Source organism: Kordiimonas sp. UBA4487 (assembly GCF_002389025.1).
Lineage (GTDB): Bacteria > Pseudomonadota > Alphaproteobacteria > Sphingomonadales > Kordiimonadaceae > Kordiimonas > Kordiimonas lacus.
Map to the genome: position 1 here is coordinate 404,950 of NZ_DGNR01000011.1, position 26,669 is coordinate 431,618.

Below are 26,669 nucleotides of genomic sequence, written 5' to 3' on the forward strand. Positions count from 1 at the left end.
TCGATCACCCAGTCGGTCACCTGGCTGGTTAGGCAAACAGCCGGGCAGCTTTGTCTGCCATAAATCTGTTTTCGTCGAGCACGACGACTTCAACGGTCACGTTGCTATGGGGGGCAGAAATCACACCTCCCGATCCGTCACAGCTTGCGTTGCGACAGTCATCCATCTCGACGCCCAGAAATGCCAGTCCTTCGAAACAGCGCCGTCTGATTTCAGGGAGGTGCTCGCCAATACCGCCACCTACAACGATGGCATCTAGCCCCCCGAGCGCCGCAGCATAAGCCCCGACATATTTCCGGATACGGTAACAGTACATTTCAACCGCAAGTTTTGATTGATCATCGTCAAGCAAGAGAAGGTCTTTTAAGCTCGTGTTACCCCCCGAAACTCCATGCAGGCCGGATCGGCGGTTCAAAAGATCCTCAATCTCGCTTACCGACAGGCCTTTCTCCTGCTGCAGATACAAAAGGACACCAGGGTCAATATCACCGCATCGGCTGTTCATCATCAGACCTTCAAGGGGCGTGAAGCCCATGGACGTGTCAACAGCGCGCCCGTCCCTGACGGCGCAGGCGGAAGCCCCCGAACCAAGCTGCAGACTGATCACGCGACGGGCCTGAGGATTGCGTTTGACGGCTGCCTGCCACATCAAGTGGTGCGCGATACCGTGAAACCCCAAACGTCGGATGCCCAGGCGGGCCGGAATGGCATAAAGCGCGGCATAGTCCGGCATATTGTGAAAGAAGGCGCTATCAAACACTGCCACCTGCGGCACCGCCGCCCCAAACAGCGCCCGACAGGCTTCGATCATCTCAAGCGCCAAGGGGTTGTGCAAGGGGGCCAGCGGGCTGTTGGCCTTGATGGCTGCTACGACTTTATCGTCAATGAAGCAGCTTTCACCATAGGCCGCACCGGCGTGGACAATTCGGTGGCAAACTGCGTTGGGGGTCGCATTGCCCTGGGCCTCAATGAATTGACCTATATGTCGGGACAGAACGGTCGCGCCGCCTTTACCATCGAAGGTCGCCGTCGTGGCGGACCCAGCTTCCCCATCATGCCAGCCAAGCCGCAAACTGGAACTGCCTATGTTGACGGAAAGAAACATTGATCGCACCTTTCGCTTCAGGCAACACATACCACCTCGATTCCTGAGCAGGCTAAACCTTCCACAAACTGGAAGGTCAAACAGGAAATTGGATTAACGACACACGCCACGATCAACTCGATGTGAACCGTGAAAAGCCCCTTGACCCTGAACTATGGTATAGGGCTATGCTTCCGGACATGCGATTCGTCAGACACATATATGGTGCCCTATTGGCTGCCCTTCTGTTTGTCTCTCTCGCCAGCGCTCCGGTGATGGCGAAGGTTGCTGCGCATGCCTGTTGTCCAGAAACAGAAATGTCTTTTTCAACGACCTTTATGGACGGCACGCTCATCCATAGCCAGCATGTCAAAAGCATGGGGCAAAATAATGCTCATGACGATCATAATCGCAGCTCTTCCAAAGCTCCCTGTAGTATTGCCTGCTGTGCTGGTTTCGCCAATATTGTCGCGCTGCCCGACCCTTTGGGCAAACAGGACGACTACTATGGTGCGGCACCACTTTATGAGCTGACGCCCCAAGTTGGACTTTCTGTAACACACTCCATCGTTACCCCCCCTCCACGCCTCCTGACTTTTTCCTAAGGTAGCATTGGTCCGCCAATCTGCGCCTTATGCTGGTATACTTGCTCTACCAGCCAACCATTCCTGTCCTTTGTCAGTTGAGGTTTAGACATGTACCGACAGACGTCCCTAGTCGCTATCGCGACTATTATGATAGCCGTTCCGGGATTGGCATCTGAAAATGCTGTCCCCATAGAAGTAGCGTCAGCTACTCCACGCGCCACTATGCAACAAGATGAGCACCAACCCGCCCTTACGATGAAAGAGGCCGTTAGGCTGGCGCTCAATTCCGACGACCCCTATCTTCTGGAGCCCGGCGTCCGCGCTGACGCCCAACTGGACCGTGCTGTGGCTGACTCGCAGTTGCCCGATCCAAAATTCCGGGCCACATTCGCCAATTGGCCGACAAATAGCTTCAGCTATACCCAAGAACCGATGACCCAGCTTCAGCTGGGATTGAGCCAGACCTTTCCAAAGGGTGATACGCTCAAGTTCAATCGCCAGAAACGGCAGGCATTGGTAGGAATGGAACAGGCCAGACTGGACCTACGCCGCCGCGAGATTGTGCTCGACACACGGCAAAACTGGCTTGATCTCTATTATTGGACTGCTGCCCGGGAAAAGGTCCTGGCTAGCAGAATGGCCATCGCCGAACTGATCGAAGTCATTGAAGCCATCTATGCGACGGGTCGGGAAACCAGTCAGGACGTGTTCCGTGCGGAGCTGGAATTAAGCCTGCTGGATGACCGGCTGGTAGAAATTGACCGCCAAGACGCAATGGTGCGTGCCCGACTTGCCCGCCGTATAGGGCAAGACGCAGCCACCAAACAAGTTCCCGCGTCACTACCACCAATGCGTCATCCTTCCGATATCGCACCACTGACGGAACGCCTCAGCCAACACCCTGCGGCCCGTGTGCAGGAAGCCAATGTGGCGGTAGCGGACAAAGACGTTGGCGTGGCTCGTGAGCAATATAAGCCCGGCTGGTCAGTGAACGTGGGTTATGGTGCGCGTGGGGCCGACAGGGCCGACCTGGCTACCGTTGGTGTCGTGATGGATGTGCCCTTGTTTACCCAGAAACGCCAGGACAAGCGCCTATCTGCCGCCAAGAAAGACCGGCAGGCCGCCCAGTTGGGGCATGACACCGTCCTTCTTGATCTGAAAAAGATGCTCGACAGCAGCTATGCCGACTGGCAGCGGCTGCAGAAACGCGTGGGCTTGTTCCAATCCGTTGTTATCAAGCGGGCAAAGGAAACGTCCGAGGCGTCCCTGACATCTTATCAAAATGGGGTCACCGACTTTGCAGAACTTGTTCGGGCCCGGCTCGCTGAACTGGATGCGGAGCTTAATCTGCTCAAGCTCCAGAGCGAACGCATGAAGGCCCAGGCTCAACTATTATTCCTCGAGGGGGAAGACGATGCGTAAGACATTAATGATCGCCACGGCCACGCTTGCGGTAGGGATTGCCCTTGGCTATGCGGGCAGTCAACTGACAGCGCCGGGCGCTAGTGAAACTGCCGGTTCTGCCAAATCCGGCGAACGCGAAATCCTGTATTGGGTTGCGCCAATGGACGCCAACTATCGCCGCGACCAACCAGGTAAGTCCCCGATGGGGATGGACCTGATCCCAGTCTATGCCGATGAAGCCGGTGGTGGGGATGACGCCAACGCGCTGAAAATTAGTGCCGCGGTCGTCAACAATCTGGGCGTCCGGACAGCTGCAGCCACCGTTGCCGATATGACCCGAGAGATTGAAACCGTGGGCTATATCGACATGGACGAAGACAAGACGGCCCATGTCCATGTTCGGACGGCTGGCTGGGTTGAAAAACTGTACCGGAAGGCCGTGGGTGAGGAAGTCAGGAAAGGCGAACTGATTTTCGAACTGTATTCACCTGAACTGGTGAATGCCCAGACGGAATTCCTGCAGGCAATACGCCTGAAGCAGGAGGGCCTGACCCGTGCCTCGCAGGAACGCCTGCGGGCCCTGGGCATGACAGACAGCCAAATCTCGGACATTCGAAAAAGTGGCACAGTCAATCAGCTTGTTGAGGTTCGCGCCCCTCAGGACGGGGTCATTGTGGACTTAGGCATTGGCGAAGGCATGTACGTCCAGCCCGCCAAGACCGTCTTTTCACTGGCCGACCTGTCAACGGTGTGGGTGATGGTTGATGTTTTCGAAGGTCAAAGCGATTGGGTCGCGGAAGGCCAGAAGGCGACAATGCAACTGCCATTCCTGCCAGGAGAGACCTGGGACGGAACGGTTGATTATGTCTACCCGATGGTTGACCCTAAAAGCAGGACCGTGCAAGTGCGGCTCGCGTTCCCCAACAAGGATGGCCGCCTGAAGCCCAACATGTACGGCGAGATCAGCATTATGGCTGCGCCAGAATCCGGCGTTCTTTCCATTCCCCGTGAAGCCCTGATCCGCACAGGTAAGACAGACCGGGTTATCCTGGCCCTCGGAGACGGGCGGTTCCGGCCCGCTGAAGTGATCGCAGGCCATGAGAGCGGCGACAGAGTCGGCATCAAGGCTGGCCTTGAAGCAGGCGAGCGTGTTGTGACCTCCGGACAGTTCCTGATCGATAGCGAAGCCAGCATCAACAGCGCATTCCTGCGCATGCTCGACGGCGATGCTCCCATGGCGGACATGGCCATGCCAAATGACGACACGTCGCCTTCACCTGAAAAGGCGCAAATCCATCACGGCATGGGGACTGTCAATTCGATTGCGGGCAACACGGTCAATCTGTCTCATGATCCGATCCAGTCATTGGGCTGGCCGGAAATGACCATGGATTTCACCGTAGCGCCAGAAGTGGATCTTTCCCTTTTCAATCCAGGCGACCGGATGCACTTCCAACTTCAGCAAGGCGAGGATGGGCCCTTCATCATCGTCTCAGCCATGAAAATGTAGAAGACGGAGTTTGAACCCATGATAGCCAATCTTATTCGCTGGTCGGTTCAGAACCGTTTTCTGGTTGTGATCCTGACTCTTCTTTTCGCCGGTTGGGGTGCCTATTCGCTGTCGAAGACACCACTTGACGCCATCCCCGACCTTTCCGATGTACAGGTAATTGTCAAAACCACCTATGCGGGCCAGGCCCCACAGGTGATTGAAGACCAGGTTACCTATCCTCTGACAACTGCGATGCTATCTGTCCCAGGTGCGGTTACCGTTCGCGGCTACAGTTTCTTCAACGACAGCTATGTTTATATCATCTTCGAAGACGGCACCGATCTTTACTGGGCACGGTCGCGTGTTCTTGAATATCTCAGCCAGGTTGCTCCCACCTTGCCTGAGGGTGCCAGAACCGCGCTCGGGCCCGACGCAACCGGTGTTGGTTGGGTCTATCAATATGCACTTGTCGATCGCAGCGGAAAACATGACCTTGCAGAGCTCAGGAGCCTTCAGGACTGGTTTCTGAAGTTCGAGCTTCAGACCGTGGAAGGTGTATCCGAAGTCGCCACCATTGGCGGCATGGTCAAGCAATATCAGGTGGTGGTGAATCCGAACCGCTTGCGCGCCTACGACATCCCGCTCCAAATGGTCAAACGGGCGATCCAGCGCGGCAACCAGGAAACTGGTGGTCGGGTGATCGAGATGGCCGAGGCGGAATATATGGTTCGCGCTTCCGGCTATATTGACGACCTTAAGGATCTGGAATCCATCCCCGTTGGCCATACAGCGAACGGTACACCGATCCTGCTCAAGGAAATAGCCGACATCCGCATGGGGCCAGAACTTCGCCGGGGTATTGGTGAGCTGAATGGTGAAGGCGAGGCCGTTGGTGGTGTCATCATCATGCGATGGGGCGAAAACGCTTTGGCTACCATTGACCGGGTGAAGGAGAAACTGGAACTCCTCAAGGCCAGCTTGCCCGAAGGCGTAGAGGTTGTTGAAACCTACGACCGTTCCTCACTGATTGAGCGCGCCGTAGACACGCTGAACGAAAAGCTCATAGAAGAATTCATCGTGGTAGCCCTTGTTTGCGCTGTGTTCCTTTTCCACATGCGGTCGGCACTTGTTGTCGTGCTCAGCCTCCCGGTTGGCATTCTGGCCGCGATCATCGTGATGAATGCGCAAGGTATCAATGCCAACATCATGTCGCTTGGAGGCATCGCAATTGCCATCGGCGCCATGGTGGATGCCACGATCGTGATGATCGAGAATTTTCATAAGCATATGGAAGACGAGACAGTCACCAGCGCGAACCGCTGGGAGATTGTCACCAAAACCGCCGTCGAGGTGGGGCCGCCCCTCTTCTTTTCGCTTCTAATTATAACCCTGAGTTTCGTGCCGATCTTCGCGCTCGAAGCGCAAGAGGGGCGTCTTTTTCATCCTCTGGCCTTTACGAAGACCTACGCGATGGCTGCGGCATCTGTCTTGTCGGTCACCTTGGTGCCGGTTCTGATGGGCTATTTTATCCGCGGCAAAATCTTGCCCGAACATAAGAACCCCATCAACCGCGGGCTGATCGCGGCCTATCGCCCCTTCATTGGCATGGTGCTGAAGTTTCCAAAAAGTATGATTGTGGTCACACTTATCATCATGATCAGCGCTTTATATCCGCTTAACCGTATTGGCGGAGAGTTCATGCCGGATCTTGACGAAGGTGACCTTTTATACATGCCAAGCGCCTTCCCTGCCGTCTCTGCAGGCAAGGTCGCGCAAATCGTCCAACAGACCAACAAGTTGATCAAATCGATCCCTGAAGTGGAGGCCGTGTATGGCAAGGCGGGACGCGCTGAAACCGCCACGGACCCCGCACCCCTCACCATGATCGAGACCACGATCAAGCTGAAGCCCAGAAGCGAGTGGCGCGAAGGGATGACCACTGAAAAACTGAAGGCCGAGCTGAATAGCCTTGTTCAAGTCCCAAGCCTCACGAATGTCTGGATTATGCCGATCAAGAACCGCATCGATATGCTGGCTACTGGAATCAAGACCCCCGTAGGGATCAAGGTGGCCGGGCCTGATTTGAACGTGATTAGCGAAGTTGGCCAACGCATTGAGGCGGTGATGAAAAATGTACCTGGCACCGCATCCGTCTACGCTGAACGTGTTACGGGCGGGCGCTATGTCAACGCCGAGATCGACCGTGTGAAGGCAGCCCGGTATGGCCTCAATATTGCGGATGTCCAAGAAGTGATCCGTACCGCCATCGGTGGTATGTCTGTGACGGAAAGCGTTGAAGGGCTGGAGCGATACCCTGTCAATCTCCGCTACCCAAGGGAATACCGGGATTCACTTGACCGACTTCGTTCTCTGCCCATCGTTACACCCAAGGGCGAACACATCCCGCTTGGGCAGGTGGCCGACATCAATGTCTCAGGCGGCCCCGGCGTGATCAGGTCCGAAAACGCGCGGCTTAACGGCTGGATCTATGTCGACATATCCGGCGTTGATATCGGGTCCTACGTCAAGGAAGCGCAAAGGGTGGTGCGAGAACAGGTTGATTTGCCGGCGGGCTATTCGATCGCCTGGTCCGGTCAGTATGAATATATGGAACGGGCAAAGGCGAAACTGAGCGTCGTCGTTCCTGTCACGCTGATTATCATCCTGCTTCTGCTGTATATCAACTTCAAAAACCTGACATCTGTGCTGATCATCATGGGCACGCTGCCACTCTCACTCGTTGGCGGCATCTGGCTGCTGTACCTACTTGGATACAACCTCTCCGTGGCCGTGGGCGTAGGCTTCATCGCCCTTGCAGGCGTCGCCGTTGAGATTGGTGTCTTGATGATCGTCTATCTCAACCAAGCTTGGGAGAAGGTCAAATCCGAGGCTGAAACTGAGGGCCGCCCTGTTGTCGCTGCCGATCTCACAAATGCTGTTGTCCAGGGAGCATTGATGCGGGTTCGGCCAATCATGATGACGGTCGCCGTTATCATCGCTGGCCTTCTACCGATCATGCTTGGCTCTGGCACGGGGTCTGAGGTTATGCGCAGGATTGCTGCCCCCATGGTGGGCGGCATGGTCAGTGCTACCATCCTGACGCTTCTGGTGATTCCGGCCATGTATCTCCTCTGGAAAGGGCAGGAGATAAAACGGCAACCCAAACAGACATCAAACCCAACCAACCCTGCATCGGGAGACGAAAATGACTGATCTAATCATTCCCAACTGGCATCCGCTGCTGGTCCATTTCACGGTGGGTTTGACCGTGAGTTCGACACTGTTTCTTATTTTGTCAAAAGTCGTACAGAAGAAGCATGTCACAATATTTGAAACTGCCGGGAAATGGACCCTGTGGCTCGGCGCGGCTATCACGGTCTTGACTGTGCTGGCAGGCATTCAGGCCTTCAATAGCGTCGCGCACGACGATATCGCCCACAAGGTGATGAAGGTTCATCGGGCCTGGGCGCTCGGGACGGCAGTCGCAATCATTTTGGTTGCGGTTTGGGTCTACAAGTCGAAGGCCATCTCGACCGCTGTCATCGCGGCCAGTCTGGTGCTTACAGGCCTTGTGGGCGTGACCGGCTATTTGGGGGCGGAGCTTGTATACCGCCATGGCCTTGGCGTCATGCGCCTGCCTGACGCCAGCGGCGAAGGCCACGACCATGGCGGCGATGCATCACACAGCCATGACAGCGATCACCAAGAGGAAGTCGCTGGTCACGACGAAGACCACGATCACGCTGCTGCGGGAGTTGAGAGCGACCAACACGAACCAACAGCGCCCACGGTTATAGATGGTCATTCACATTCAGGCATGTCGGCGCAGGACTATGCCCAGCACTTTCAAGAAGCCCTATACAGCGGCAATTTCGAGAGTGTGGCCGCAAGTTTTGCCGCAGACGCAGTCATCTTCGAGAACGGCGTGCGGGAAGCGTCACTCGAAAACTACTTGGAACATCACTTGAAGCCAGAGATGCCCATGCTTGAGGCAGCACAACGCAAGCTCCTCAAACAAGATGTTCAAGAAAAAGCCAATCTAGCCGTCGTCACCACGTCAGCGACACTTTCATTCATGAACAATGATAAGCGCTACGATTTTTACAGCGTCGAAACTCTTGGCCTTGTGAAGGTGGATGGAGAATGGAAGGTATCACACGCCCATTGGTCCTCCCGTCCCATAAAAAAATAGTGACAATTTGGTAATTCAGACAAAGGAAAAGTCATGAGAAAAATTTTGAAAGCCCCCCTGACCGCCCTCACTATTATCGGACTGAGCTCACTCTCGGTCCATGCGGGTGGTGATAGTCATGAACACAAAAGCCATCAACGCAAGCACGCCGCCGAAAAGCAGGTAATGGTGCATGCCAAGGTGAATAGAATCGACGCTGACAAGCGTACAATCAACGTCACCCATGGTGCCATCAAAGAGCTCAACTGGCCCGCGATGACTATGGATATGAAAGTCGCCAACGACGTTGACTTAGATATTCTAGAGACAGGTCAGGAAGTCATGGTTTCCCTCGGCCGTGGAGAAGATGAGATCTACATGATCACTAAAGTGATGGTCCACGGTCACTAAGGCGGGAGGCCCCGGGCAATTTCCTCTCTGAGCTTGGGGCCTCTCTTCTTGACCCATCTGGTTGTGGTGCTACCTTAGCAATAACCGAATAGGGGAGATTAAGCTGATATCAAGGAAGTTCAGCCACTTATTCCTACTGGTCAACATTCTCGTGTGGATCAGCGCCCCTACTCTTGCATTTTCCTCAGGAGAACCACTTCATAACGAAGGAAACCTTGTTGACCTTGTTCAGGGCCATAGCATATTCCTAGCTCTTGAAGATGTGGATTCCGAAACACTAAGGAATACCAACACGGAAGAGCTTGATATGTTCATTGGGCTTCATATTGCTGAAACTGCGCCGGATGATTGGACTCATATCCATGGCACTCTTGACGGTTGCTGCGCGGCCGGCGGCCTTGTCTGTGACGCAGGCCTCACCTTCAGCACAATGTACGCCCCTTACTATATCGGTCAACTGACGCACTGTGCCCATTCGGTGTCCAACCTTTCGGGTATTGAAACTCCCCCACTTTACCATCCTCCCAAAGTGTAAGCCGCGGACCAGCCGCATGCTGCCTATATAGCGCCGCATGCACAAGCTGACGCGACTTTTCCCAAAGTTCGAAATTCAAAACCACACGCCCGAAGGGGCTGTGTGAATTGGTCAACGGGCACTTTTGCCCCGTGGAGGAAATTATGACGTATCAATCAAAATCAAAATACACTCTGACGTGTACGACATGTGCCGTCGCCCTGCTTTCTAGCGCTGCCATTTCCGATGACAGCGACAAAAATGAGATGTTTCTTGAAGAAGTAATCGTTACCGCACAAAAGCGGGAGTCCAGTCTCCAGGATACTCCTATCGCGATGACAGCAATGACGGGAGAGATGCTTGAGAATATCGGCATCCGCACCATTGAGGATTTCCAATTCTTCGTGCCCGGTGTCACGGTTACCAACGATTCCATGGCGATTGTAAATATCCGCGGCATCGGCACATCAGCATTTGGGGTCGCGACAGACCCAAGCTCAACCGTACATTTCGACGGCATTTACCAGCCCCGCCCCACAACCGGCTATCAGGACATGTTCGATGTGGAACGGCTGGAGCTATTGCGAGGCCCGCAAGGAGTGCTCTTCGGCCGAAACTCGGCAGGCGGTACACTCAATGTGATCTCGAAAGCTCCAAGCGAGGAGTTCGAGGGCACTTTCGGCGTTACCATGGGCAGCTATAACAAAAGGAGCTTCAGCGGCACCGTTTCGGGCCCGCTGAGCAACAATATCCGGGCCCGCCTGACCTTGCTGAAAAACGACCGGGACGGCATTTATACCGATATTGTTTCCGGTGACAAGTATCAGGATCAGGACACGTTCGCGGGCCGTGCCACCATAGCTATCGATTTCACGGAAAATTTTGAGATGATCCTGCGCGGCGACTTCAGCAAGGAAAGGGAAACGGGCTATCCTGCTGTACGCACCTTCTATCCGGACGAATTCGCAGATGCCGGCGCTACGATCCCGACCGACGAGGATGAAGTGGCATTCGACACCAAGCCGGTAAGTAATGCCGATATCTGGGGCATGTCCGCCACTGCAATCTGGAGCGGCGAAGACTATACCTTCAAGTCGATCACATCATATCGGGAAAGTGAGGTCGATCAGGTTATTGATGCCGACGGGACAGACCTGACCATCTTCGATATCGGCTTCCAGGAAAACTCGCGCTCCTTCACGCAGGAACTCCAGCTTTCCAACAACAACCCTGAGCGCCTTGAATGGATCGTGGGTGCCTTTTTCCTGAATGAAGACGGTGACGGCGGCATTGATATCCTGTTCGAGGACCCGAAGATCAATATTCCAGAACGTAACGTCACCAATGCCTATGCCCTGTTCGGCCAGAGCACCTACAGCGTGACAGACCGACTGCGCGCCACCGTGGGCCTGCGTTACAGCTACGAAAAAAAAAGCTACAACTATTCCACGGCAGTGAACGGCACGGAAGTAGATAGCGGCTCGCCTACCGACGATTGGAAGGCTTGGACACCACGCTTTGCCATTGATTACGACATCAATGACGACGTGATGGCATATATTTCGGCAACTCGTGGTTTCAAATCCGGCGGTTTCCAGCTTGGGGACGCCAGTTCATTCGATCCTGAATATCTCTGGAGTTATGAAGCGGGCGTGAAATCCACTCTGTTCAACAAACGCATGCGAGCAAATGTCGGTGTATTCCAGTATGATTACACCAACCTTCAGGTGGTTGAATATATTGGCGGCGTAGCCACCACATCCAATGCCGGTCAGGCCACCATCAAAGGCATTGAGGGCGAGTTTGTGGCGCGCGTTGCCGATGACTTCGATGTCAATGCAACCATTGCCTACCTGGACGCCAAATATGATGTCTTCTTCGAAGGCGGGGAGGACTTCTCTGGCAATCGCATCTCCAACTCGCCGAAGTGGGCGTATTCGTTCGGTGCCCAATATACGTACGATATTGGCGACAAGGGCTATATAACCTTGCGCGGAGACTTTGCTTGGCGTGACAATGTCGATTTCAAGCGGAACAATCTACCGCAGTACCGGGCGGATACCTATTCGCTTCTGAACGCGCGCATTGCCTACACCACGGCAGACGAACTGTGGGAAGTATCGCTATATGGCCAGAACCTGACCAATAATCGTTATGCCACATATATCACAACCGGACGCAACGTGGCGGGAGCCGCCGACAGCAGCCTGCCTGTGACTGTGTTTGGCGAACCTCGCCAATATGGCATCCAGCTGAAACGAAACTTTTAAGCCTCGGTTCCGAAACATGTGTGGCGGGGAAATCCCCGCCACATTTCACTCGATTAAAAGCTATATTTCACGCCACCGGTTACGGTGCGCGGCTTGCCAGGCAAAAGCCCCATAGGCCGCCGGGAAACAGCATAAGTCTTATCGAACAGATTGTCGACACTCAGGAACAATCCGATGTCATCACTAAGCTGGTAGTTTGCAGAAATATCAACAACGACACGTCCACCGACCTTCTCAGCGTTGAAAATTTCCCCAACACCTGGCTGCGTGCGCGTGGACGACACGTAGTTTGCCTGTATTGTTGTGCTGAGATTCTCCGAAGCCAACCCAGCGGCCATAGTCAGTTGGTGACGCGCCAGATATGGGAAGTGGTCTCCCTGTGTCACCTCGCCCCAAAAACTATCCGAGAAGCTCGTGCTAAACTCGGAATCCGTATAGGTATAGTTAAAGGATAGAGGCATCGTCCAAGAGCCTCGCAGGTCAACGTTATAGCCGCCCAATAATTCCAGCCCATACACACGGGCAGCACCGCCATTGAATTGATCCCCGATATCACACTGCCCCGGCTGTCCTGAGGCGGCGGTACAATCACCAAGAATGTTGTTATAGTCGGAATAGAACAGAATACCTTCGGCGTAAAAGCCGTTCCTGTCATATATCAAGCCTGCTTCAACATTTAGACTACTCTCTTCCTTTGCTTCTGGGTTGCCAGCACCAGGCGGATTGAACCCTTTGAATAGGCCACCTGTAATCGTCAGATTATCGGAGTACCGGTAGCTGACGCCGATACCGGGTACAAAGGCGTTTACCTTGACCTCCGGCTTGCCCTTCCCCTCGGTCAAGCGATCTGCATCATCTGTCCAATCCATGCGGTTTAGTTGAATGGCTTCAAAGCGCACACCGGGCACAAACGTCCAGCCGCCAACAGTAATGGTATCTTGTGCGAAGAAGGCCCATGCTTTGGCCTCAACCAACCTATTGCCAGCGGCGCCCAGATTGTCAGCCGATGAGAATACCAGAGCACCATCGACCATTGAGTACCGCTCGTTGAACTGAAGCCTATCTTCATTGTCTTCATGATAGCGGATCGAAAATTCCAAATCATGTTCGGCTCCTTCTGTAGAGAATGGCACTGCGACCAACGACTGGATGCCCTTGGCTTCGTAGGTTCGCGCATTATGGCGAATGCGGATGGCGCCTTCTGCACTGTCAGCCTCCCCCCGAAGCCAGCTGAGCTCGGTTGCGCAAATATCAGGGTTGGCCAGAACAAAGGCGCCGCTGCTGCTCCCGCATGCATCCGTGGTGTTCTTGAGGTCATGAAGTTTGAACCAGTCGCGCTCAAATGTGTTCCGATAGGCGGTCGTGACTAGTTCCACGTTCCCAATCCTGGCTTGGTGTGTGAGCTGTATTTGGTCATGCTTGGTGTCAATATTGTCCAGTGCACTGGCGGCATATCGCATGTTGGGGTTTGTTGCGAAATCAGTGTCAGTTAGCCCCAGATAAGTCTCGTTGGAAAAACCATTCGTCCTGGAGAACTTGATCTCAATCGACTGGGGAATGGCGACGTCCTCGTCAGTTTTAACCCTGAACTTGGCCAGATAGTCTTTCACATCGAAGCCGGTATCGCCGCCACCTGGTAGTTCCTTGAAGCCATCATTGTTCGATCTGAAGAATTCCACAACACCCCCGATGTTTTTGCCCGAGCCCCCGATCACACTGTGTGTGACGAACAGGTCGTCGCTACCCACGCGAAGATCGGCAAAACCGCCGAACTCTTTAGGAATGGAGCGGCTTACAAGATTGACAGCGCCACCAACGGAGCGCGGTCCAAACTTAACCGCTGCCGATCCTTTGCGAACTTCCACGGCTTGCATACGAACTGCGGTCGGAAAATAGTAGGCTGCTGGCGCAGCATATGGCGCTGGCGCGATCAGTACGCCATCCTCCATCAATGTAATTTTGGAAGATCGTTCAACACCTGATCCCCGTAGCCCGATATTCGGGCGCAGCCCATAACCGTCTTCTTCCTGAATATTGACGCCGGGCACCATACGCAGCGTACGCAATATATCCTGATATTTGAATGTATCGAGATCTTCTTGGCTGAGCCGGGTTGCCGAACCTGGGACCTTTGACCGGTCTGTTCTTTCCCCAATCACTTGGATACGCTCTACATCCAGAAACTCAATCGTGGGTTCATCCACCCCATATGCGTTTACGGAAATAGCAATGAGGGCTGCAGTCGAAACAGAGCCGAGCAGTGCTGTGTTTATAGTTTTGCTTTTCATCTTTTGTTCCATTTTCGCTAATTTGCGAATGCTCTTGCGTGTTATTCGCATTAATTTTGCTAAAAAGAAGCGCTGGCAGATTTCCTTATCAAAGGATCAAACAGCGCTCTTGTTGATGGAGCCGCCCGCCGCTGGCGGGTGGCTCAAATTCTAATATTCGTCATTTGCCTTTGAATGTTTTGCGGATGTAGGAAAGAATATCGCGAACATCATCCTCGGTCAGGTCCGGGTTGCCACCGAGAGGAGGCATTGCCATGTCCGCGCCTGGACGATCAACACCTTCCATCACACTTTTCACAAGCGCACTGTTACCCTTTTTTAGGGGCCCAGTTCGCGATGTGAAATCCGGCAACCCGGGAATGGTTGGCTTTCCATTCTCACCATGACAAGCGATACAGGTCTCTTCATATTTCTCTTTACCATTGACCAAGTCACGTGGTGCGGCTTGCGCAGCAACGGAGAAGGCCGAAATGACAATCAGCGATATTGCGGTTTGTTTTTTCATCTTAGTTCCTTACTTGTTGCTGGCCTGAAGGAAGGCTTTGATGTCGCGGGCAACATCGCCAGGGATATTGGCCCTAACGCGCATATGCGTTACATCCACATGCCACTCTTCGTCAGAGTTGTCCTGAGCGCTTTTCATATTGTGGCATCGGGCACAGGTTTTCGCCCAAGCCTTGGCCCCGCGGGCAAATTGCATCGGGTCGGGTTTGGGCTGTTGCGTATCAGCTGAGGCTACGCCCAACCCCACCATGGAAAGAACTGTTCCCGCAAAAGCAAGGACAACGAAATCACTTTTCTTAAGCATTGTTTATCTCCTGATGCCTAGAAGCCATAAGACAGCTGGAACTGAAGACGGGTATCATCTTCACGTTCTTCAGCCATATAATTGCGAAATTCGAGACCGCCTTTGACAACGACCGAAGGAGAGAACCAATAGTTGAGGCCCACATTGAAGCGTTTCTCATTGGTCTCTTCTTCCAGTTCATGGTCCCCGGCTACTTTGAATTCGCCATATCGAACTACTGGCTCAAGTCTTTGAATAAAGGGAGAATCTGAAATATCAGACAAACGATAAGCCGCCTGTGCATACCACGCCTTCCAGGACAATGGCTCAGGCTCCCCGTGATCATCATCAGCTTCGCCGAAATTCTTGAGGTCCGCTTTCAGGTATTCGGCACGGATATCCCAGTTACCGCCAGTATAGGCAGCATCAAAGCCCCACAGGTCATAGTCACCCTGCGACAGATCTTCGAATATCTCCTCCGCCTCACCATGATCATCTACTACTGGTTCTTCAGCATGGTCATCTCCGCCGTCTGATGCCTCTGGCGCAACCTTCGCGGTGAGGAATGAGCCACCTATTTCAAGGTCATCAAATGGGAAGAATGCCAGACGACCGCTGAGTGCTTTGTTGCTATTGTCGTCACGGCCAAAGCCCTCGACTTCAACCCCTCCATGGCCGGCTCGCGGCCCGTTCCCGACCGCGACAGAATAGGTGAACATGCGTTCGCCCACGGGTACACCGCCTCGCAGCATCAGGCCCACTTCACTGATGGGCTGTATACCGCCATGACCAAATCCAGCTGGTGCATTTACCGACCGGTTGATCCAACTGGGGTGCAACCTTTCCTGAAATTGGCCAACTGGGCTTAGGAATTTGCCAGCGACCAGAACAGCATTATCATGCAAGAGGAAGTCAAGTTGACTATACTCAAGCTCAATATCGGTTTCACCGGTATTACTGGTCGATACTTCAAACTCGGATTCAAATAAGATCAGGTCCTTATACTGGAAGTGAAAGGCCGGGTTAAATTTACCGCTCGTAAAAGTATCGGCATTTTCACCATCACTAAACTCGATACCAACATCAGCGTAACCTGCCAGGTGCCAAGCATTCGGCCGGACAGGATCAGCAGCCTGTACCGCTTTCTGGGCTCTGCTGTTAGCTTTCTCAGCGATTTCCTTAGATTTGTCTGCTTGCGTCTTTGTTTCTGCAAGCTGTTGTTTTAAAAGTCTCAACTCTTCCTCAAGCGCGCTTAGCCGCTCAATAAGTTGGGTTTGGTCGGCCTGCTGGGCATAAGCAGGTGTGCCTAGGCTGACCGCGGACACAGCACAGGCCATGCTGGCGGCAATGCCCCAGTAAGAAATTGCTCTCATGGCAACTCTCCGAAAACTAAGATAAAACTTGATTTTGTTAGATGGTTAGCCAGCCCCCTCGACCCGAGACACACGGGTTCAAGGTTTGGTTGATAGGGCCGAGGCGACTAGCTGCTATCAGCCAGCTTTCGGGGGATGTGGGGCAACTTCAGGATGAAGTGAATGAGGAATGTGCTCTGGGGGAACCTGGATTTTTTGAGCCTTTGGTGCTGGCACTGCCAATCGTGCCGGTTGCGCCAATACCAGAAGTGGAGTCGGCGCAATATCGTGGTTAGAGACATCTGTCGGCAAATCTTCTGCGCTCATGAAATGGCCGCAAAAAACATCTTCACTTGTTTCGACTTCATCAGCTATTCCAGCAGCATCTAGCGCTTCAAATGACCATGTGCCGTCCCATTGACTAACACAGGCGTCATAACTGGTTTCACCGCTCTTATTTGGCTGCACCCGCGCAGATGCAGGCAGCGCAATCAATGACGCAACAAGCATAAGTCGGAGCATGTAAACCAAATATCTCAAAAGACGAACCTTTCTAACCAAGGAGAAGAGCGTGAAAACTGTATAGCAGCCTTGACCAAAATCAAACGGACAAAAAAATCCTTCTAATTCACTGGATGCAAATGTATTGTATGCGAACGGGTTCAAGGTACTCAATACTTTTAGAGAGGTATTGCGATGAGTACCCTTGTCAAAATCGGAGAGGCCGCGAAAAACATTGGCCTGCCCGAAAAAACCATCCGCTATTATGAAGATATTGGTCTTGTGAACCCGCTTCGCGCTGAAAATGGGTTTCGCCAGTATCGGCAGTCCGACCTTCAGCTTCTTAGAATTGTTAAAGGCGCCAGAGAGCTCGGTTTTTCGATAGATGATAGTCGCGCTCTCCTGGACCTGTTTAACAACGACGCACGGAGTAGTGCGGAAGTTAAGGCGCTTGCAACAAAGCAATTGCAGGAAACCCGAAAGAAAATCGATCGACTGAAAAATCTGGAAGCGAAGCTGCAGCATCTCACGAACCGTTGCCAAGGCAACCACAAGCCCGACTGCGCCATTCTGGATTTCCTCGCTGACCCGCATTAGCAAAACGTAGTACCGAGTAGTTAGGCTAGCGGGAGTGCTCAGGGATTCCGCTAGCCTCCTTCCACTTCCATTGCGAACCAAATTCGAAACCACCTCCGCTATAGCTCGACCAGGCAATATTTTGGGATACAGATGAACCCATCCCGGTTCGATATGGCCAACATTTCACTAAGCTCGAAAAGCAATTCACCTGGTTTTTTCTCGGCATCATAGGGAACAGCTTCGGCGTGAATGACGCGCCAAAATCGATCCTCAAATTTCAAAAACAGTCCAAAGTGGCCGAAACGCTTGATACGCTGCTGCAATTCGACCGTAGTCAAGTCCGGGTCAAGCAATCGCTCGGTTATGTCGGGCACGGGCCAATAGCTGCCTCCCATCTGAGGTTGCGCATTTGTGTAATAGAAATCGATATCACGCAAAAACTGTTCTAGTAGCTCCGGCGCCTGCAGATGCATTTTGACCATTAGGCTATTGAGAGTATCATGTTCTTCCACCCCAATAGCCGTATTTATGATGATATCGCCGCAATCAAATTGGGTTGCTAGTTTGTGGAGTGTTAGTCCGGAATGCTGGTGCTGACCGTGTGTGAAATACGGAAGAGGCGTCGCCCCCCTTCCTTCCGGCAACAAGGAGGTATGCAAGTTGACACCATACCTCAGCCCGGAAGGTGTTGGGATTTTATGTTGGTACTCGGCGCTAAAAAATAAGGTCACTCCTTCATCGACCAAAGCCTTCATCTCTTCAGGTAAAGGCAATCCTGTCCGAACTGTCAAACCCAGACGCGTCGCTTTCGCCAGCATGTTCTCAGCAATACCCTCAATGGGATTGACATAAACCGCACATATTTGATGTCCACGTTCGACAAAAACATCGAAGCAGGAGGAAAACATGTCATTACCGAAGTAGGCGAGCTTCATAGCGGAGCTATCCCGGAGACCTAACACCATCCGACCGCATCAAATCGTGCCTTTGACGAACATGATCCGGCCAACGGCTTTTGATGTACGAAAGGGTCGCCAATATTTCCCTGTCCGTCAGTATGCCATCATATGCAGGCATATCACTCTGATAACTTTCATCCCCAACTACTGCGGCGGGGCCATATTTGGTTATTGCAAACAGCACTGCATCTGGATGGTGCCAAGTATGACCGGTTTCATCATGCGGCGGCGCGGGCAAGCGGCCATTAGGCTTGCGCTCGCGCCAATTTGGCTGCCCTTCCAGGTTTGCGCCATGGCATGCCGCACAGTATTGCCCGTATAGCCGTTGGCCGCTAGCAACCAGCACTTTATTCTCTGGCTGCAAGTCAACTCCTAGATCAACTTTAGAATCATGGCGTTCCGCGCCAAGTAGGTAGTACGCACCCAACACCAATACCGCAACAATCACGCCACCCAATTCCATGCGCAAATTCATAGCTGCAAAATGTCCTCTGATTCTAAGCAGGAGCAAGGCACCAATTCGCCTTTCCGTATTGGAAATTGTTATGGGGCTTCCAGTCGCAGGAAGGGCAAATCTTTTTTTTGCCTAGCTGCGGTTTTGCATATTCTGCGAATGGGCAATGCTATTGATTGCCAGCTGCTGCGTGGATGTCAGCGATGACACGAACATGAAGCAACGACTGCTTTTGGCGGATGTTGTTGAAAAAGTTTTGGCTGAGGCCAGCTGTGTCAACTCCCTTGATCTGGAATGACACGAGAGTGAGCATTTGGTTCCGCCTTGGCCGCCGTTTTGGCGGTTTGGGGCGAGTGAGAGGGGTATTTCGGTGTCAGGCAGGCACACGTGTCCTGTCGTCATCCGGTGGTTTCCAGGTCAATTTCGCAATCTTTCGTAGGTTCTGGACCGTGGCGGCAAGATGGAATTCGTCGCGGGCACCAGTGAGGCCGCGCAGACGTAATCGTTCGAGGCCCATATTGCGCTTGAGATGGGCGAACAGCATTTCCACTTTCTTCCGCTCGATGCTGGATTGCTCGAAGGCGATCGTTCCGGCTAGAGCCCTGGCAACATCCCGACCGTGTTCATTAACATCGCGCGGGACCTTCCTCGACGGCGTATTGGGGCAGCAACGCAGCTTCAATGGGCAGGGATCACAGTCGCGCTTGCTGGCCCGATAGAGGAGTGTCTTACCGTTATGGACAGAGCCTGTTGTTTTGAGTTCCTTGCCCTCAGGACAGACATAGCGGTCCTTCCCCTCGTCAAAGCTGAACTCGGCACGGGATAGCGTGCCGTCGGTGCGCCCGCTCTTGTCCCACACCGGGATATGCGGTTCGATCCCCTGGTCGACGAGCCAGCCAAGAAGCCTTCCGGTGCCGTAGGCACTGTCGGCAGCGATCCGCTGCGGCTTGATCCCTAAGCGCGCCTCTGTCCTGTCGATCATGGTCTTGGTTGAGGCAACTTTCTTGGAGATGCGCGCCGGCGTCGCCTCCACATCGACAATCACGGCATGATCATTGTCGATGAGATAGTTGACACCATAGGCGAACTGAACGCGCAAGCGACCTTTGGTGGTCCAGGCGGCACAGGGGTCGGACGGCGATAGAGCCCGAGGTTTGCGCTTTGGGTTGTCAGGCGAATGCTCAGTATCGAGGGCATCCAGATATTCGCGCACAGCCCGGCTCTGGTTTTCAGCGTCAGCCCAACTTGTTGGCGCTGCTTCAATCCTTTGGAAACGGCTGGCATCGGCCTCGATCACGCTGGCGTCGATGGCAAAACCTTCACCACCCACAAGACCCGCCGCCATGCAAGTCTGTACCGAGCGTTCGAAGATATGACGCAGGATATCGCTCTCGCGGAAGCGGCCATGCCGGTTCTTGGAGAAGGTCGAATGGTTCGGTACCTGGCCTTCGAGCCCCAACCGGCAAAACCAGCGATAGGCCAGATTGAGGTGAACCTCGTCACACAGTCGCCGCTCTGACCGGATACCAAAACAATAGCCGATGATCAGCATGCGGATCATCAGTTCCGGATCAATCGACGGCCGGCCGGTCGAGCTATAGTGGGGTTCCAGCCGTGTTCTGATGTCACCGAGGTCGAGATAGTGATCAATCTGACGCAGCAGATGATCCGATGGCACATGGCTTTCCAGATTGAACGCGTAAAACAGCCCTTCCTGCATCACCTGCCGTTCGCCCATCATCAGTCAAGCTCCCCCTATGGATCATAGGAGAAGTGAATCACGAGAGGCGCCAACTGGCGAGCAGTTTTTCAACAGCATCGGCGAGAAGGGGACCATTTCGGAACAATGCCACCATGACAGCTTTAGTTATAAAGCAGTCACCCCAACCTCCTGATTCCAACAATTTATACAATTTTAATAAAATTTTTACTCGCTTTTGACCGATCCCCACGGAACTGCTTAGGTGATCCCGTCAACAAATTCGCATCAACAACTAGAGTGCTGGTAAAAACTCTATGAATTCGGCTTTGGTTCCCCCTAAACCATCCAAAATCCACTTAGTTCCCGCGCAAAATTATCGGTTCACTCTGCATTCAACCATACAGCCATACCTTAGCGCGTTCATTGACTGCCCAAGACCACCAAGCTGGCTCCTGAAAGACCTTGATCAAATACAATCATTGGCATTTGCAAAGCCAATATGCGTCACGCAGAAACCAAAAGGAAATCCCTCAGGCAAAATTGTAGTCCCTTGCTTTGGCGGCTTTACCATCGCGCGTCTACTTGATTTTATTCCAGACAATATCTGCCAAGACTTGCAAATCGCCCTGGCTACATACCCTAAAATCAGCGACGCGCACATGCGAACTCTAGCTGCCGCAGATTCTGTTCCAAATGTCATTTTCCGCCAAACACCCACTAAAGATATCAAAGCACTTTTCCTTAAAAGAGAAGCGCCGACAAAAACCACGCTGAAGATTCCCAATGCAGTCAAAGATAGCCTGGAGATAAAATAGTGCTGGTTCACGATCTTGCCCATGTGCTTCAGCTAGACAATTGCGACCTACTTGTAGAACGGCTGAAATGGATCAGTGATGTTTATCGCAATCAGCCTTTTCTTGCAGAGCAATGTAATCAGATCATAGAAGCACTGTATGACCAGGCCGCACTGTCTCAATCAGATGGATTTGACCAGCGCAATGAAGACAGTTTCCCGCATTACGTACAATCATGGAAACAATTGATTGTCGCCGAGCTGCCGGCCGATGATGTCGATCGCGAGCTCTTCACCAAACTGTACCTTGCCACCTCCGCAGCCAGTCTGTTGACAATATTTCAGTTTCAACAGCAGGAAAAAATCCAGCGTAAACCTAAATCCTTGGCAGCTTTTTCCAGAGCGGAAATCGCTCTCCGGTTGACGTTAAATAAAGACCGTCAATTGCTCACCAAGTTTGAAGATATTTCGGCTGATCTAAGGCAGTTCCTTAGAAAACTCCAGGCCTTGAAAAAAGATCCCGAGATATCGCAGAAAATCATCGACAATCGCATCGAACCGTTACGGGTAGTTTTCGTCTATGCTCTGGGTGACAAAGAGGGCAAACACGAGCATTCCAAAGAGCAATTGCCGGAAATATTGAGCATTCCCCTCGGAGACGAAGATGATCTATCCGGGGGTGCCAGCCAGGTTATTCGATCTAGAATAAGCGAATTCGGCAATACCAGTCACTTGCCTGCACGAGAAAATAGTTACGATAGCCCTGCTGCCAAAAGTTATGTTCAACACCCACGGGCAGAGAAGTCACTACCCACAGCGAAATCACCGCATCTACAAAACCAGTTGAACAGTAAGATAAGCCAACGCCTCGTCATGTCACAGGTTTTGACTGGCGCCAACCATAAAGCCCTTAGCCAAAACGACGTTGCAATCCTTAGAACCGAATGCCTGGCCACCTTGGATAACGCAGCCAAATTAGGTGGCCCCTCGTGGGAAAATTCTCTGTTTATAATGTTGTCTTTGACCACAGGGCGATCGACCAGCTTTCTTAGGTCTTTAAAGGTCAAGCAACGGCCTTCGTACGGCTTTCCAAATCAACCATGCTGGATATTCCACAAGAATCGATATTTTCTGTATGACGTCCCTCAAATTCCCAGAGGCACTCGCCCGGACATGATTGGCAACTTTGATGCTGAAGTCTTTTTGTCACAGAAAAAAACAGCAGGGTTTTTCCTTCCGGTTCCTGAAAAGCTAGCGCTTTGGCTTAAAACCTTCCACAAAAAGCGAAACATTGCGGAATACTTCTTGCCGGAGACCGAGGCCCAAACGCTCGGTCGCATGGAGCTGCTGAGGGAACGAAATGTTACATTGGCCAAAATACAGTTGCACCTCCACACTGTTCTGACGCACACCGGCGTTGATGACGTGATAGCGGGATATATTTGCGGCAAGACCCCCGACCAACTCCCCTCAATGTATTATACCCAGCTATCCCAGGACACCATAGTCTCGGCTTATGCAGAGTATGTATCCAAGCTCGATTTGGAGACGTCCGTGGTAGCCCTGACAGATCAAAATATTGGCAGCATGCTTGTACCTAAATCTGAAAGGATAAAGGGACTGTTTGCGTCCATGCGCCAGCACATTGTAGATGTAGACACTGGCAAACAAGCAGACCTGATAAACCACCATAACTATACGGTACTCTATACTTACCTACTTTTGTGCCTTTCGACGGGGCACCGGCCGGTCAAAGCACCATTCCAGTATCTTCGCGATTTTGATTTGAATGCTGGCTTTGTCTGGATAAGCGACAAAGTGGTACGCACAAATCATGCTTCTCGCGTTATTCCGCTATGTGATACGGCCCTCCATCAAATGCGTCACTATGTAGAACACCTTCAGAATCTGAGGGTTAAGCTGAGACACTATGACGGTGAAAGCGCAACTCGAATTGACCATACTCTCCAGAGCAAAGAGCCATTACTTTTCTTGCTACAAGACCCAGAGGGCAATTGTCTGACACCGAAAAAGCTCCAAGATTGGTACGACTTCATAAGCGCTCTACCCGGAAATTGGCACCGACATATGTTGCGCAGCTATCTGACAAACAAAATACCAAAAGACAACCTAAACGCTTTTATGGGGCATGCTTTGATCGGCATAGGCCCTCTCAGCCACACCAGCGGATATTCCTTTACGGCAATCAGATCAGTATCTGAGCAAATCGAAATGCTTATGCATACGCACGCCATCAAACCACTTGGCAATTTAGCGGGGCAGTACTGTATTGGCCCATATGAAACACCGGGTAACTACAGTGCCCACATTGGACGCAACGGACGGGAGAAAAATAGGGCTTATCTTCTGAAGCTAGCCGTGGAGAAATGCGCCGAAATCCAAGATCGATTGGGTTTTCATTGTGACAAAATTGCTACCCTCGATCAGTACGAAAAAACTCTCGCCGACGCAGAAACTAAACTTGAAGAACTCAACCTTTCAGCCGAGCAGTTTTACCGTGCAAAAAAGTTCCTGCAAAAAAGCGCTAAAGAAATCATTGATACACACAATCTACCAGCTAGCCTGCCTTCGGTGCCAGCGAAACTCACTTTCATATCTTCCTTCCGGACAGAAAAATGGTTCTCTTGTGCAAGATATATCCATGTCTGGGATAAGCACTTTTACAGGAGGCTTGAGGAGCTAAATCGGACCTCACATGAAGATGACCTAACACTGGTTGGTCTCATTCTGTATTCAGCTGCTACCCATGGCGGATTGGCTGATTCAAAGATGCTGTTGGAGTTGGCTGTTAAGCTGACTGATTTCAGCTTGCGCCCCAATGTGATGGGCCCTTATGTCTGGTTTGACCTGGATTTGCCGGTCCAATCGAAGCAAGGCCGATATAGCCTTAGGAACGGAAACAAATGCCACCGCCATCGCCATTGGTTTGTGGATGAAGTGAGTCTAGCATTAGTCATTCGACTATATAAAAAGCGATCGCCTCGAAGCGAAAATGTTGAACTCGGGCAAAAGAGACTCCTCAAAGCCAACGTCTTCGAATTGGTGAAAAACTCAATTTTTGACGGTCAGCCAAACGAAACCTCTATCACTAATCTTGAGGAGCTTACCTTAAGCGCGTTCTGGCGTCATGATTGCTGCCAAGGTCCGACAATAAGTGAAGCTCTGCAGATGCTAGCATCAGGTAAACTGTCGTCCTTCTCAATAGACCGCTATTCCTGGACAAATCTATTTAGCGCATCAAAAGCAATCGCGCCGGTACGGGTGAGTTATAGGGCTGATGAACGAAAGAACTCTGTGAAACGTCAGCGTGAGGACCCACATAGTTGGGGGGCATTTTATGAGAACGAGCTAATCCCCGCCGTACGCCCAGCAAAAAAGGGCCGCGTCAAAATCACGACAGCTGAAGTGATTACGAATTTACTGGCGCTCAGAGAGACAACCGACCTACCGAGACACCTTCAACTCGCTATTGATTGGCTAATTGATGTAGCTGAAAGAAACAACAAACCGTCAACCATTCAGCGCTATTGCGCCAGTTTGGTTTCTGTTTGGCTACTTGAAACCAATGCGATGATGCCAAACCTCCATGATGAGGATGTGCTCGAGGAAATTTACGACAACTTACTTGCATATCATTCAACCTCTAATGAGGTCAGTTACATGATCGGCCGCCTCGCAGACTTTCACACATTCGGCGTCAAAGACTCACGGTATCGGCTCCCAGAGATAAAGAAGCATCGCTGGCACAAGTTCAAACACCACACTCGCGTGCGCACAAAGATTCTATCATTCAAACAAGTACAGGCCGCCATTGGGCTGATGACATCTGGTGAGCCGGATGCTCGAGAGAAGCGCAAAATTAGCCTTTTCGTCACCCTGGCATACCGAACCGGCATGCGTCTCCTGGAACTCGTGAAACTGCGAGTGAAGGATGTGGAGCCCTCGGACGATTTTGTGATTTCAATTCGTGACAATCAGTTTGGCAACAATAAGTCTCGGGCTGGGCGCCGACAAATCAACCTACGCGTCTTCTTGAGTGACGATGAGCTAAATGATTTTAGGGCACTGATGAAGCAGACCCACCATAGGAAAAACCATAACGAACCCATCTTCAGTTTTGGTAGCACCGGCATGCCCTATCATGGGGGTCAGATTTCCAGAATGTTTTCCGATGCAATATTCGGAGTTACGGGTGACGAAGCTATTGTCTTTCACAGTCTCAGACACAGCTGCTTTTCCTGCTTGCACGCCGTGCTGGAGGACGAACCTGAAATAGCCAATGTTATCACCGAACTCCCCATTGAACGACTGAAGGCAATTCGAGAACACTTGATGGGTCATCCCTCCAATCAAATGGGGCTTTACTACACTTTAGCTGCCTTTGCGGGCCACGCTGAACCCAAAGAAACGATGCTGAGTTATCTTCACCTTTCTGACCTGATTTTGTTTAAAAAGCTGCAAAAGCAAAAATGCGAAATCAGTACAGGAAAGCTGGCACAGATTGCGGGCGTACAAGGCACGAAGTTGGATGGCCTCTGCCATGCAGAACGATACAAATATATTGTACAGCACAAGGCCATCTCCATTGCTACACAGCACCCCTATATTTTGCCTGCCGAGCAGGGCAATCCTTCAGTGCCTGCCGCGGAACAGTCCTCCATAGGGACCATGCATGATCTGATACTCATCGCAGAGACACTTCAGGCTTTAGAAAAAGGCTCAAATGCAGGAGATCTTGCCTTTTTGTATGACATCGACCGTGCGCTGATTGAAAAGTGGCACGACAGAGCCATTGCACTTCAGAAGCTCAAAACACGTCGGGGAAATCCCAGACTCAGATCCAAATCAGACGATACTTCCATCACAATGAATGTCGCCAATGATAACGCAGTTCGGGCCGAATTCGATAAGGTCTGCCGAGCCGTACAAAGGCGATTGACCTCGGAGCTTGTACCTGAGATCGGGGACTTTGCCTTAGCCGTATTAGTTGCCTCTTCACCTTGTGCAACTGAATATAGAATTCATGACCCGGCATTCGCGGCAAAGATCGTTGACCTCTTCAGCCCAGAAATTCCCACCAAAAGATGGCAGCTAGATGTAGTGATCCGAGAAGGGGACGATTTTGAAGCTTACCGGCAAAAATGGAAACACCATGTTCCGTGGCTCAAGGACAGTGATATTCAGACCGCCCCCAACCTGACACCACCGCAAATTCCGGGTGGGATCGGCCACCTTGCGCTACAACACGGTATGGTGGCGCAAACGCACCCATCAAATTGATGCTCGCTAATTACCAGCCC

Annotated in this window: 19 protein-coding genes; 10 read left to right on the top strand and 9 right to left on the bottom strand. The window is 52.1% G+C overall.

Annotation, left to right across the window (positions count from 1 at the left end; genetic code table 11):
* Positions 1-28 precede the first annotated feature (28 nt).
* Entirely contained in the window at positions 29-1,105 is a 1,077-nt protein-coding gene (locus B3Z17_RS07380; protein WP_286829216.1) for an acetate/propionate family kinase, read from the bottom strand.
* A 212-nt stretch (positions 1,106-1,317) separates the two neighbouring features.
* On the opposite strand from B3Z17_RS07380, the gene B3Z17_RS07385 reads away from it, so the two are divergent.
* From B3Z17_RS07385 to B3Z17_RS07415, 7 genes are all read left to right on the top strand, one after another.
* A complete protein-coding gene (locus B3Z17_RS07385) occupies positions 1,318-1,689 on the top strand; it encodes a hypothetical protein (protein ID WP_286829218.1) in 372 nt (123 codons plus the stop codon).
* Positions 1,690-1,893: 204 nt separating this feature from the next.
* Positions 1,894-3,093, top strand: a complete 1,200-nt coding sequence (locus tag B3Z17_RS07390) for a TolC family protein (protein ID WP_286829219.1) — start codon at positions 1,894-1,896, stop codon at positions 3,091-3,093.
* Entirely contained in the window at positions 3,086-4,585 is a 1,500-nt protein-coding gene (locus tag B3Z17_RS07395) for an efflux RND transporter periplasmic adaptor subunit (RefSeq protein WP_286829220.1), read from the top strand. Before B3Z17_RS07390 ends, B3Z17_RS07395 begins: the two co-directional genes overlap by 8 nt.
* A gap of 18 nt (positions 4,586-4,603) precedes the next feature.
* Positions 4,604-7,780: an efflux RND transporter permease subunit gene (locus B3Z17_RS07400; protein WP_286829221.1), complete on the top strand. Its 3,177-nt coding sequence runs from the start codon at positions 4,604-4,606 to the stop codon at positions 7,778-7,780.
* On the top strand, positions 7,773-8,759 hold the full coding sequence (locus B3Z17_RS07405; RefSeq protein ID WP_286829222.1) for a DUF2231 domain-containing protein: 987 nt from the start codon (positions 7,773-7,775) through the stop codon (positions 8,757-8,759). The genes B3Z17_RS07400 and B3Z17_RS07405 overlap by 8 nt, the downstream gene beginning before the upstream one ends.
* A 33-nt stretch (positions 8,760-8,792) precedes the next feature.
* A complete protein-coding gene (locus B3Z17_RS07410) occupies positions 8,793-9,149 on the top strand; it encodes a copper-binding protein (RefSeq protein ID WP_286829223.1) in 357 nt (118 codons plus the stop codon).
* 780 nt (positions 9,150-9,929) lie between these two features.
* A complete protein-coding gene (locus B3Z17_RS07415) occupies positions 9,930-11,933 on the top strand; it encodes a TonB-dependent receptor (protein WP_286829588.1) in 2,004 nt (667 codons plus the stop codon).
* A 53-nt stretch (positions 11,934-11,986) separates the two neighbouring features.
* Here the strand turns inward: B3Z17_RS07415 and B3Z17_RS07420 are convergent, their stop codons facing one another.
* The 5 genes from B3Z17_RS07420 to B3Z17_RS07440 form a co-directional block, all read right to left on the bottom strand.
* On the bottom strand, positions 11,987-14,221 hold the full coding sequence (locus B3Z17_RS07420) for a TonB-dependent receptor family protein (RefSeq protein WP_286829224.1): 2,235 nt from the start codon (positions 14,219-14,221) through the stop codon (positions 11,987-11,989).
* 160 nt (positions 14,222-14,381) lie between these two features.
* Entirely contained in the window at positions 14,382-14,726 is a 345-nt protein-coding gene (locus tag B3Z17_RS07425) for a c-type cytochrome (protein ID WP_286829225.1), read from the bottom strand.
* A gap of 9 nt (positions 14,727-14,735) precedes the next feature.
* Positions 14,736-15,029 (bottom strand): hypothetical protein, encoded by a 294-nt coding sequence (locus B3Z17_RS07430; protein ID WP_286829226.1) that lies wholly within the window; start codon positions 15,027-15,029, stop codon positions 14,736-14,738.
* A 17-nt stretch (positions 15,030-15,046) separates the two neighbouring features.
* The gene (locus B3Z17_RS07435; RefSeq protein WP_286829227.1) at positions 15,047-16,381 is read right to left on the bottom strand and encodes a hypothetical protein; all 1,335 of its coding nucleotides are present in this window, start codon (positions 16,379-16,381) and stop codon (positions 15,047-15,049) included.
* Positions 16,382-16,498: 117 nt separating this feature from the next.
* Positions 16,499-17,026 carry a hypothetical protein gene (locus B3Z17_RS07440; protein WP_286829228.1) on the bottom strand — a complete coding sequence of 176 codons (528 nt, stop codon included), beginning with the start codon at positions 17,024-17,026 and terminating at the stop codon, positions 16,499-16,501.
* Between the two features lie 30 nt (positions 17,027-17,056).
* Between B3Z17_RS07440 and B3Z17_RS07445 the strand changes: the two genes are divergently transcribed.
* Positions 17,057-17,458: a MerR family transcriptional regulator gene (locus B3Z17_RS07445; protein ID WP_286829229.1), complete on the top strand. Its 402-nt coding sequence runs from the start codon at positions 17,057-17,059 to the stop codon at positions 17,456-17,458.
* Positions 17,459-17,556: 98 nt separating this feature from the next.
* On the opposite strand, the gene B3Z17_RS07450 is transcribed toward B3Z17_RS07445, so the two are convergent.
* The 3 genes from B3Z17_RS07450 to B3Z17_RS07460 all read right to left on the bottom strand — a co-directional run bounded on the left by B3Z17_RS07450 (position 17,557) and on the right by B3Z17_RS07460 (position 20,594).
* Positions 17,557-18,375 (bottom strand): formyltransferase family protein, encoded by an 819-nt coding sequence (locus tag B3Z17_RS07450; RefSeq protein ID WP_286829230.1) that lies wholly within the window; start codon positions 18,373-18,375, stop codon positions 17,557-17,559.
* Between the two features lie 7 nt (positions 18,376-18,382).
* Positions 18,383-18,874 (bottom strand): c-type cytochrome, encoded by a 492-nt coding sequence (locus tag B3Z17_RS07455; RefSeq protein ID WP_286829231.1) that lies wholly within the window; start codon positions 18,872-18,874, stop codon positions 18,383-18,385.
* 352 nt (positions 18,875-19,226) lie between these two features.
* On the bottom strand, positions 19,227-20,594 hold the full coding sequence (locus B3Z17_RS07460; protein ID WP_286829232.1) for an IS1182 family transposase: 1,368 nt from the start codon (positions 20,592-20,594) through the stop codon (positions 19,227-19,229).
* A gap of 275 nt (positions 20,595-20,869) precedes the next feature.
* On the opposite strand from B3Z17_RS07460, the gene B3Z17_RS07465 reads away from it, so the two are divergent.
* Both B3Z17_RS07465 and B3Z17_RS07470 read left to right on the top strand, forming a co-directional pair.
* A complete protein-coding gene (locus B3Z17_RS07465; RefSeq protein WP_286829233.1) occupies positions 20,870-21,370 on the top strand; it encodes a hypothetical protein in 501 nt (166 codons plus the stop codon).
* Complete coding sequence (locus B3Z17_RS07470; protein ID WP_286829234.1) at positions 21,370-26,649, top strand: tyrosine-type recombinase/integrase; 5,280 nt, start codon at positions 21,370-21,372, stop codon at positions 26,647-26,649. The genes B3Z17_RS07465 and B3Z17_RS07470 overlap by 1 nt, the downstream gene beginning before the upstream one ends.
* Positions 26,650-26,669: the final 20 nt, after the last annotated feature.

Excerpts from the sequence above, each read along its gene's own strand:
- B3Z17_RS07400 (WP_286829221.1), top strand. The coding sequence starts at position 4,604 with ATGATAGCCAATCTTATTCGCTGGTCGGTTCAGAACCGTTTTCTGGTT.
- B3Z17_RS07430 (WP_286829226.1), bottom strand. The coding sequence starts at position 15,029 with ATGCTTAAGAAAAGTGATTTCGTTGTCCTTGCTTTTGCGGGAACAGTT.
- B3Z17_RS07405 (WP_286829222.1), top strand. The coding sequence starts at position 7,773 with ATGACTGATCTAATCATTCCCAACTGGCATCCGCTGCTGGTCCATTTC.
- B3Z17_RS07390 (WP_286829219.1), top strand. The coding sequence starts at position 1,894 with ATGCAACAAGATGAGCACCAACCCGCCCTTACGATGAAAGAGGCCGTT.
- B3Z17_RS07425 (WP_286829225.1), bottom strand. The coding sequence starts at position 14,726 with ATGAAAAAACAAACCGCAATATCGCTGATTGTCATTTCGGCCTTCTCC.
- B3Z17_RS07410 (WP_286829223.1), top strand. The coding sequence starts at position 8,793 with ATGAGAAAAATTTTGAAAGCCCCCCTGACCGCCCTCACTATTATCGGA.
- B3Z17_RS07380 (WP_286829216.1), bottom strand. The coding sequence starts at position 1,105 with ATGTTTCTTTCCGTCAACATAGGCAGTTCCAGTTTGCGGCTTGGCTGG.
- B3Z17_RS07455 (WP_286829231.1), bottom strand. The coding sequence starts at position 18,874 with ATGAATTTGCGCATGGAATTGGGTGGCGTGATTGTTGCGGTATTGGTG.
- B3Z17_RS07415 (WP_286829588.1), top strand. The coding sequence starts at position 9,930 with ATGTTTCTTGAAGAAGTAATCGTTACCGCACAAAAGCGGGAGTCCAGT.
- B3Z17_RS07465 (WP_286829233.1), top strand. The coding sequence starts at position 20,870 with ATGAATTCGGCTTTGGTTCCCCCTAAACCATCCAAAATCCACTTAGTT.
- B3Z17_RS07460 (WP_286829232.1), bottom strand. The coding sequence starts at position 20,594 with ATGATGGGCGAACGGCAGGTGATGCAGGAAGGGCTGTTTTACGCGTTC.
- B3Z17_RS07420 (WP_286829224.1), bottom strand. The coding sequence starts at position 14,221 with ATGAAAAGCAAAACTATAAACACAGCACTGCTCGGCTCTGTTTCGACT.
- B3Z17_RS07445 (WP_286829229.1), top strand. The coding sequence starts at position 17,057 with ATGAGTACCCTTGTCAAAATCGGAGAGGCCGCGAAAAACATTGGCCTG.
- B3Z17_RS07435 (WP_286829227.1), bottom strand. The coding sequence starts at position 16,381 with ATGAGAGCAATTTCTTACTGGGGCATTGCCGCCAGCATGGCCTGTGCT.
- B3Z17_RS07395 (WP_286829220.1), top strand. The coding sequence starts at position 3,086 with ATGCGTAAGACATTAATGATCGCCACGGCCACGCTTGCGGTAGGGATT.
- B3Z17_RS07450 (WP_286829230.1), bottom strand. The coding sequence starts at position 18,375 with ATGAAGCTCGCCTACTTCGGTAATGACATGTTTTCCTCCTGCTTCGAT.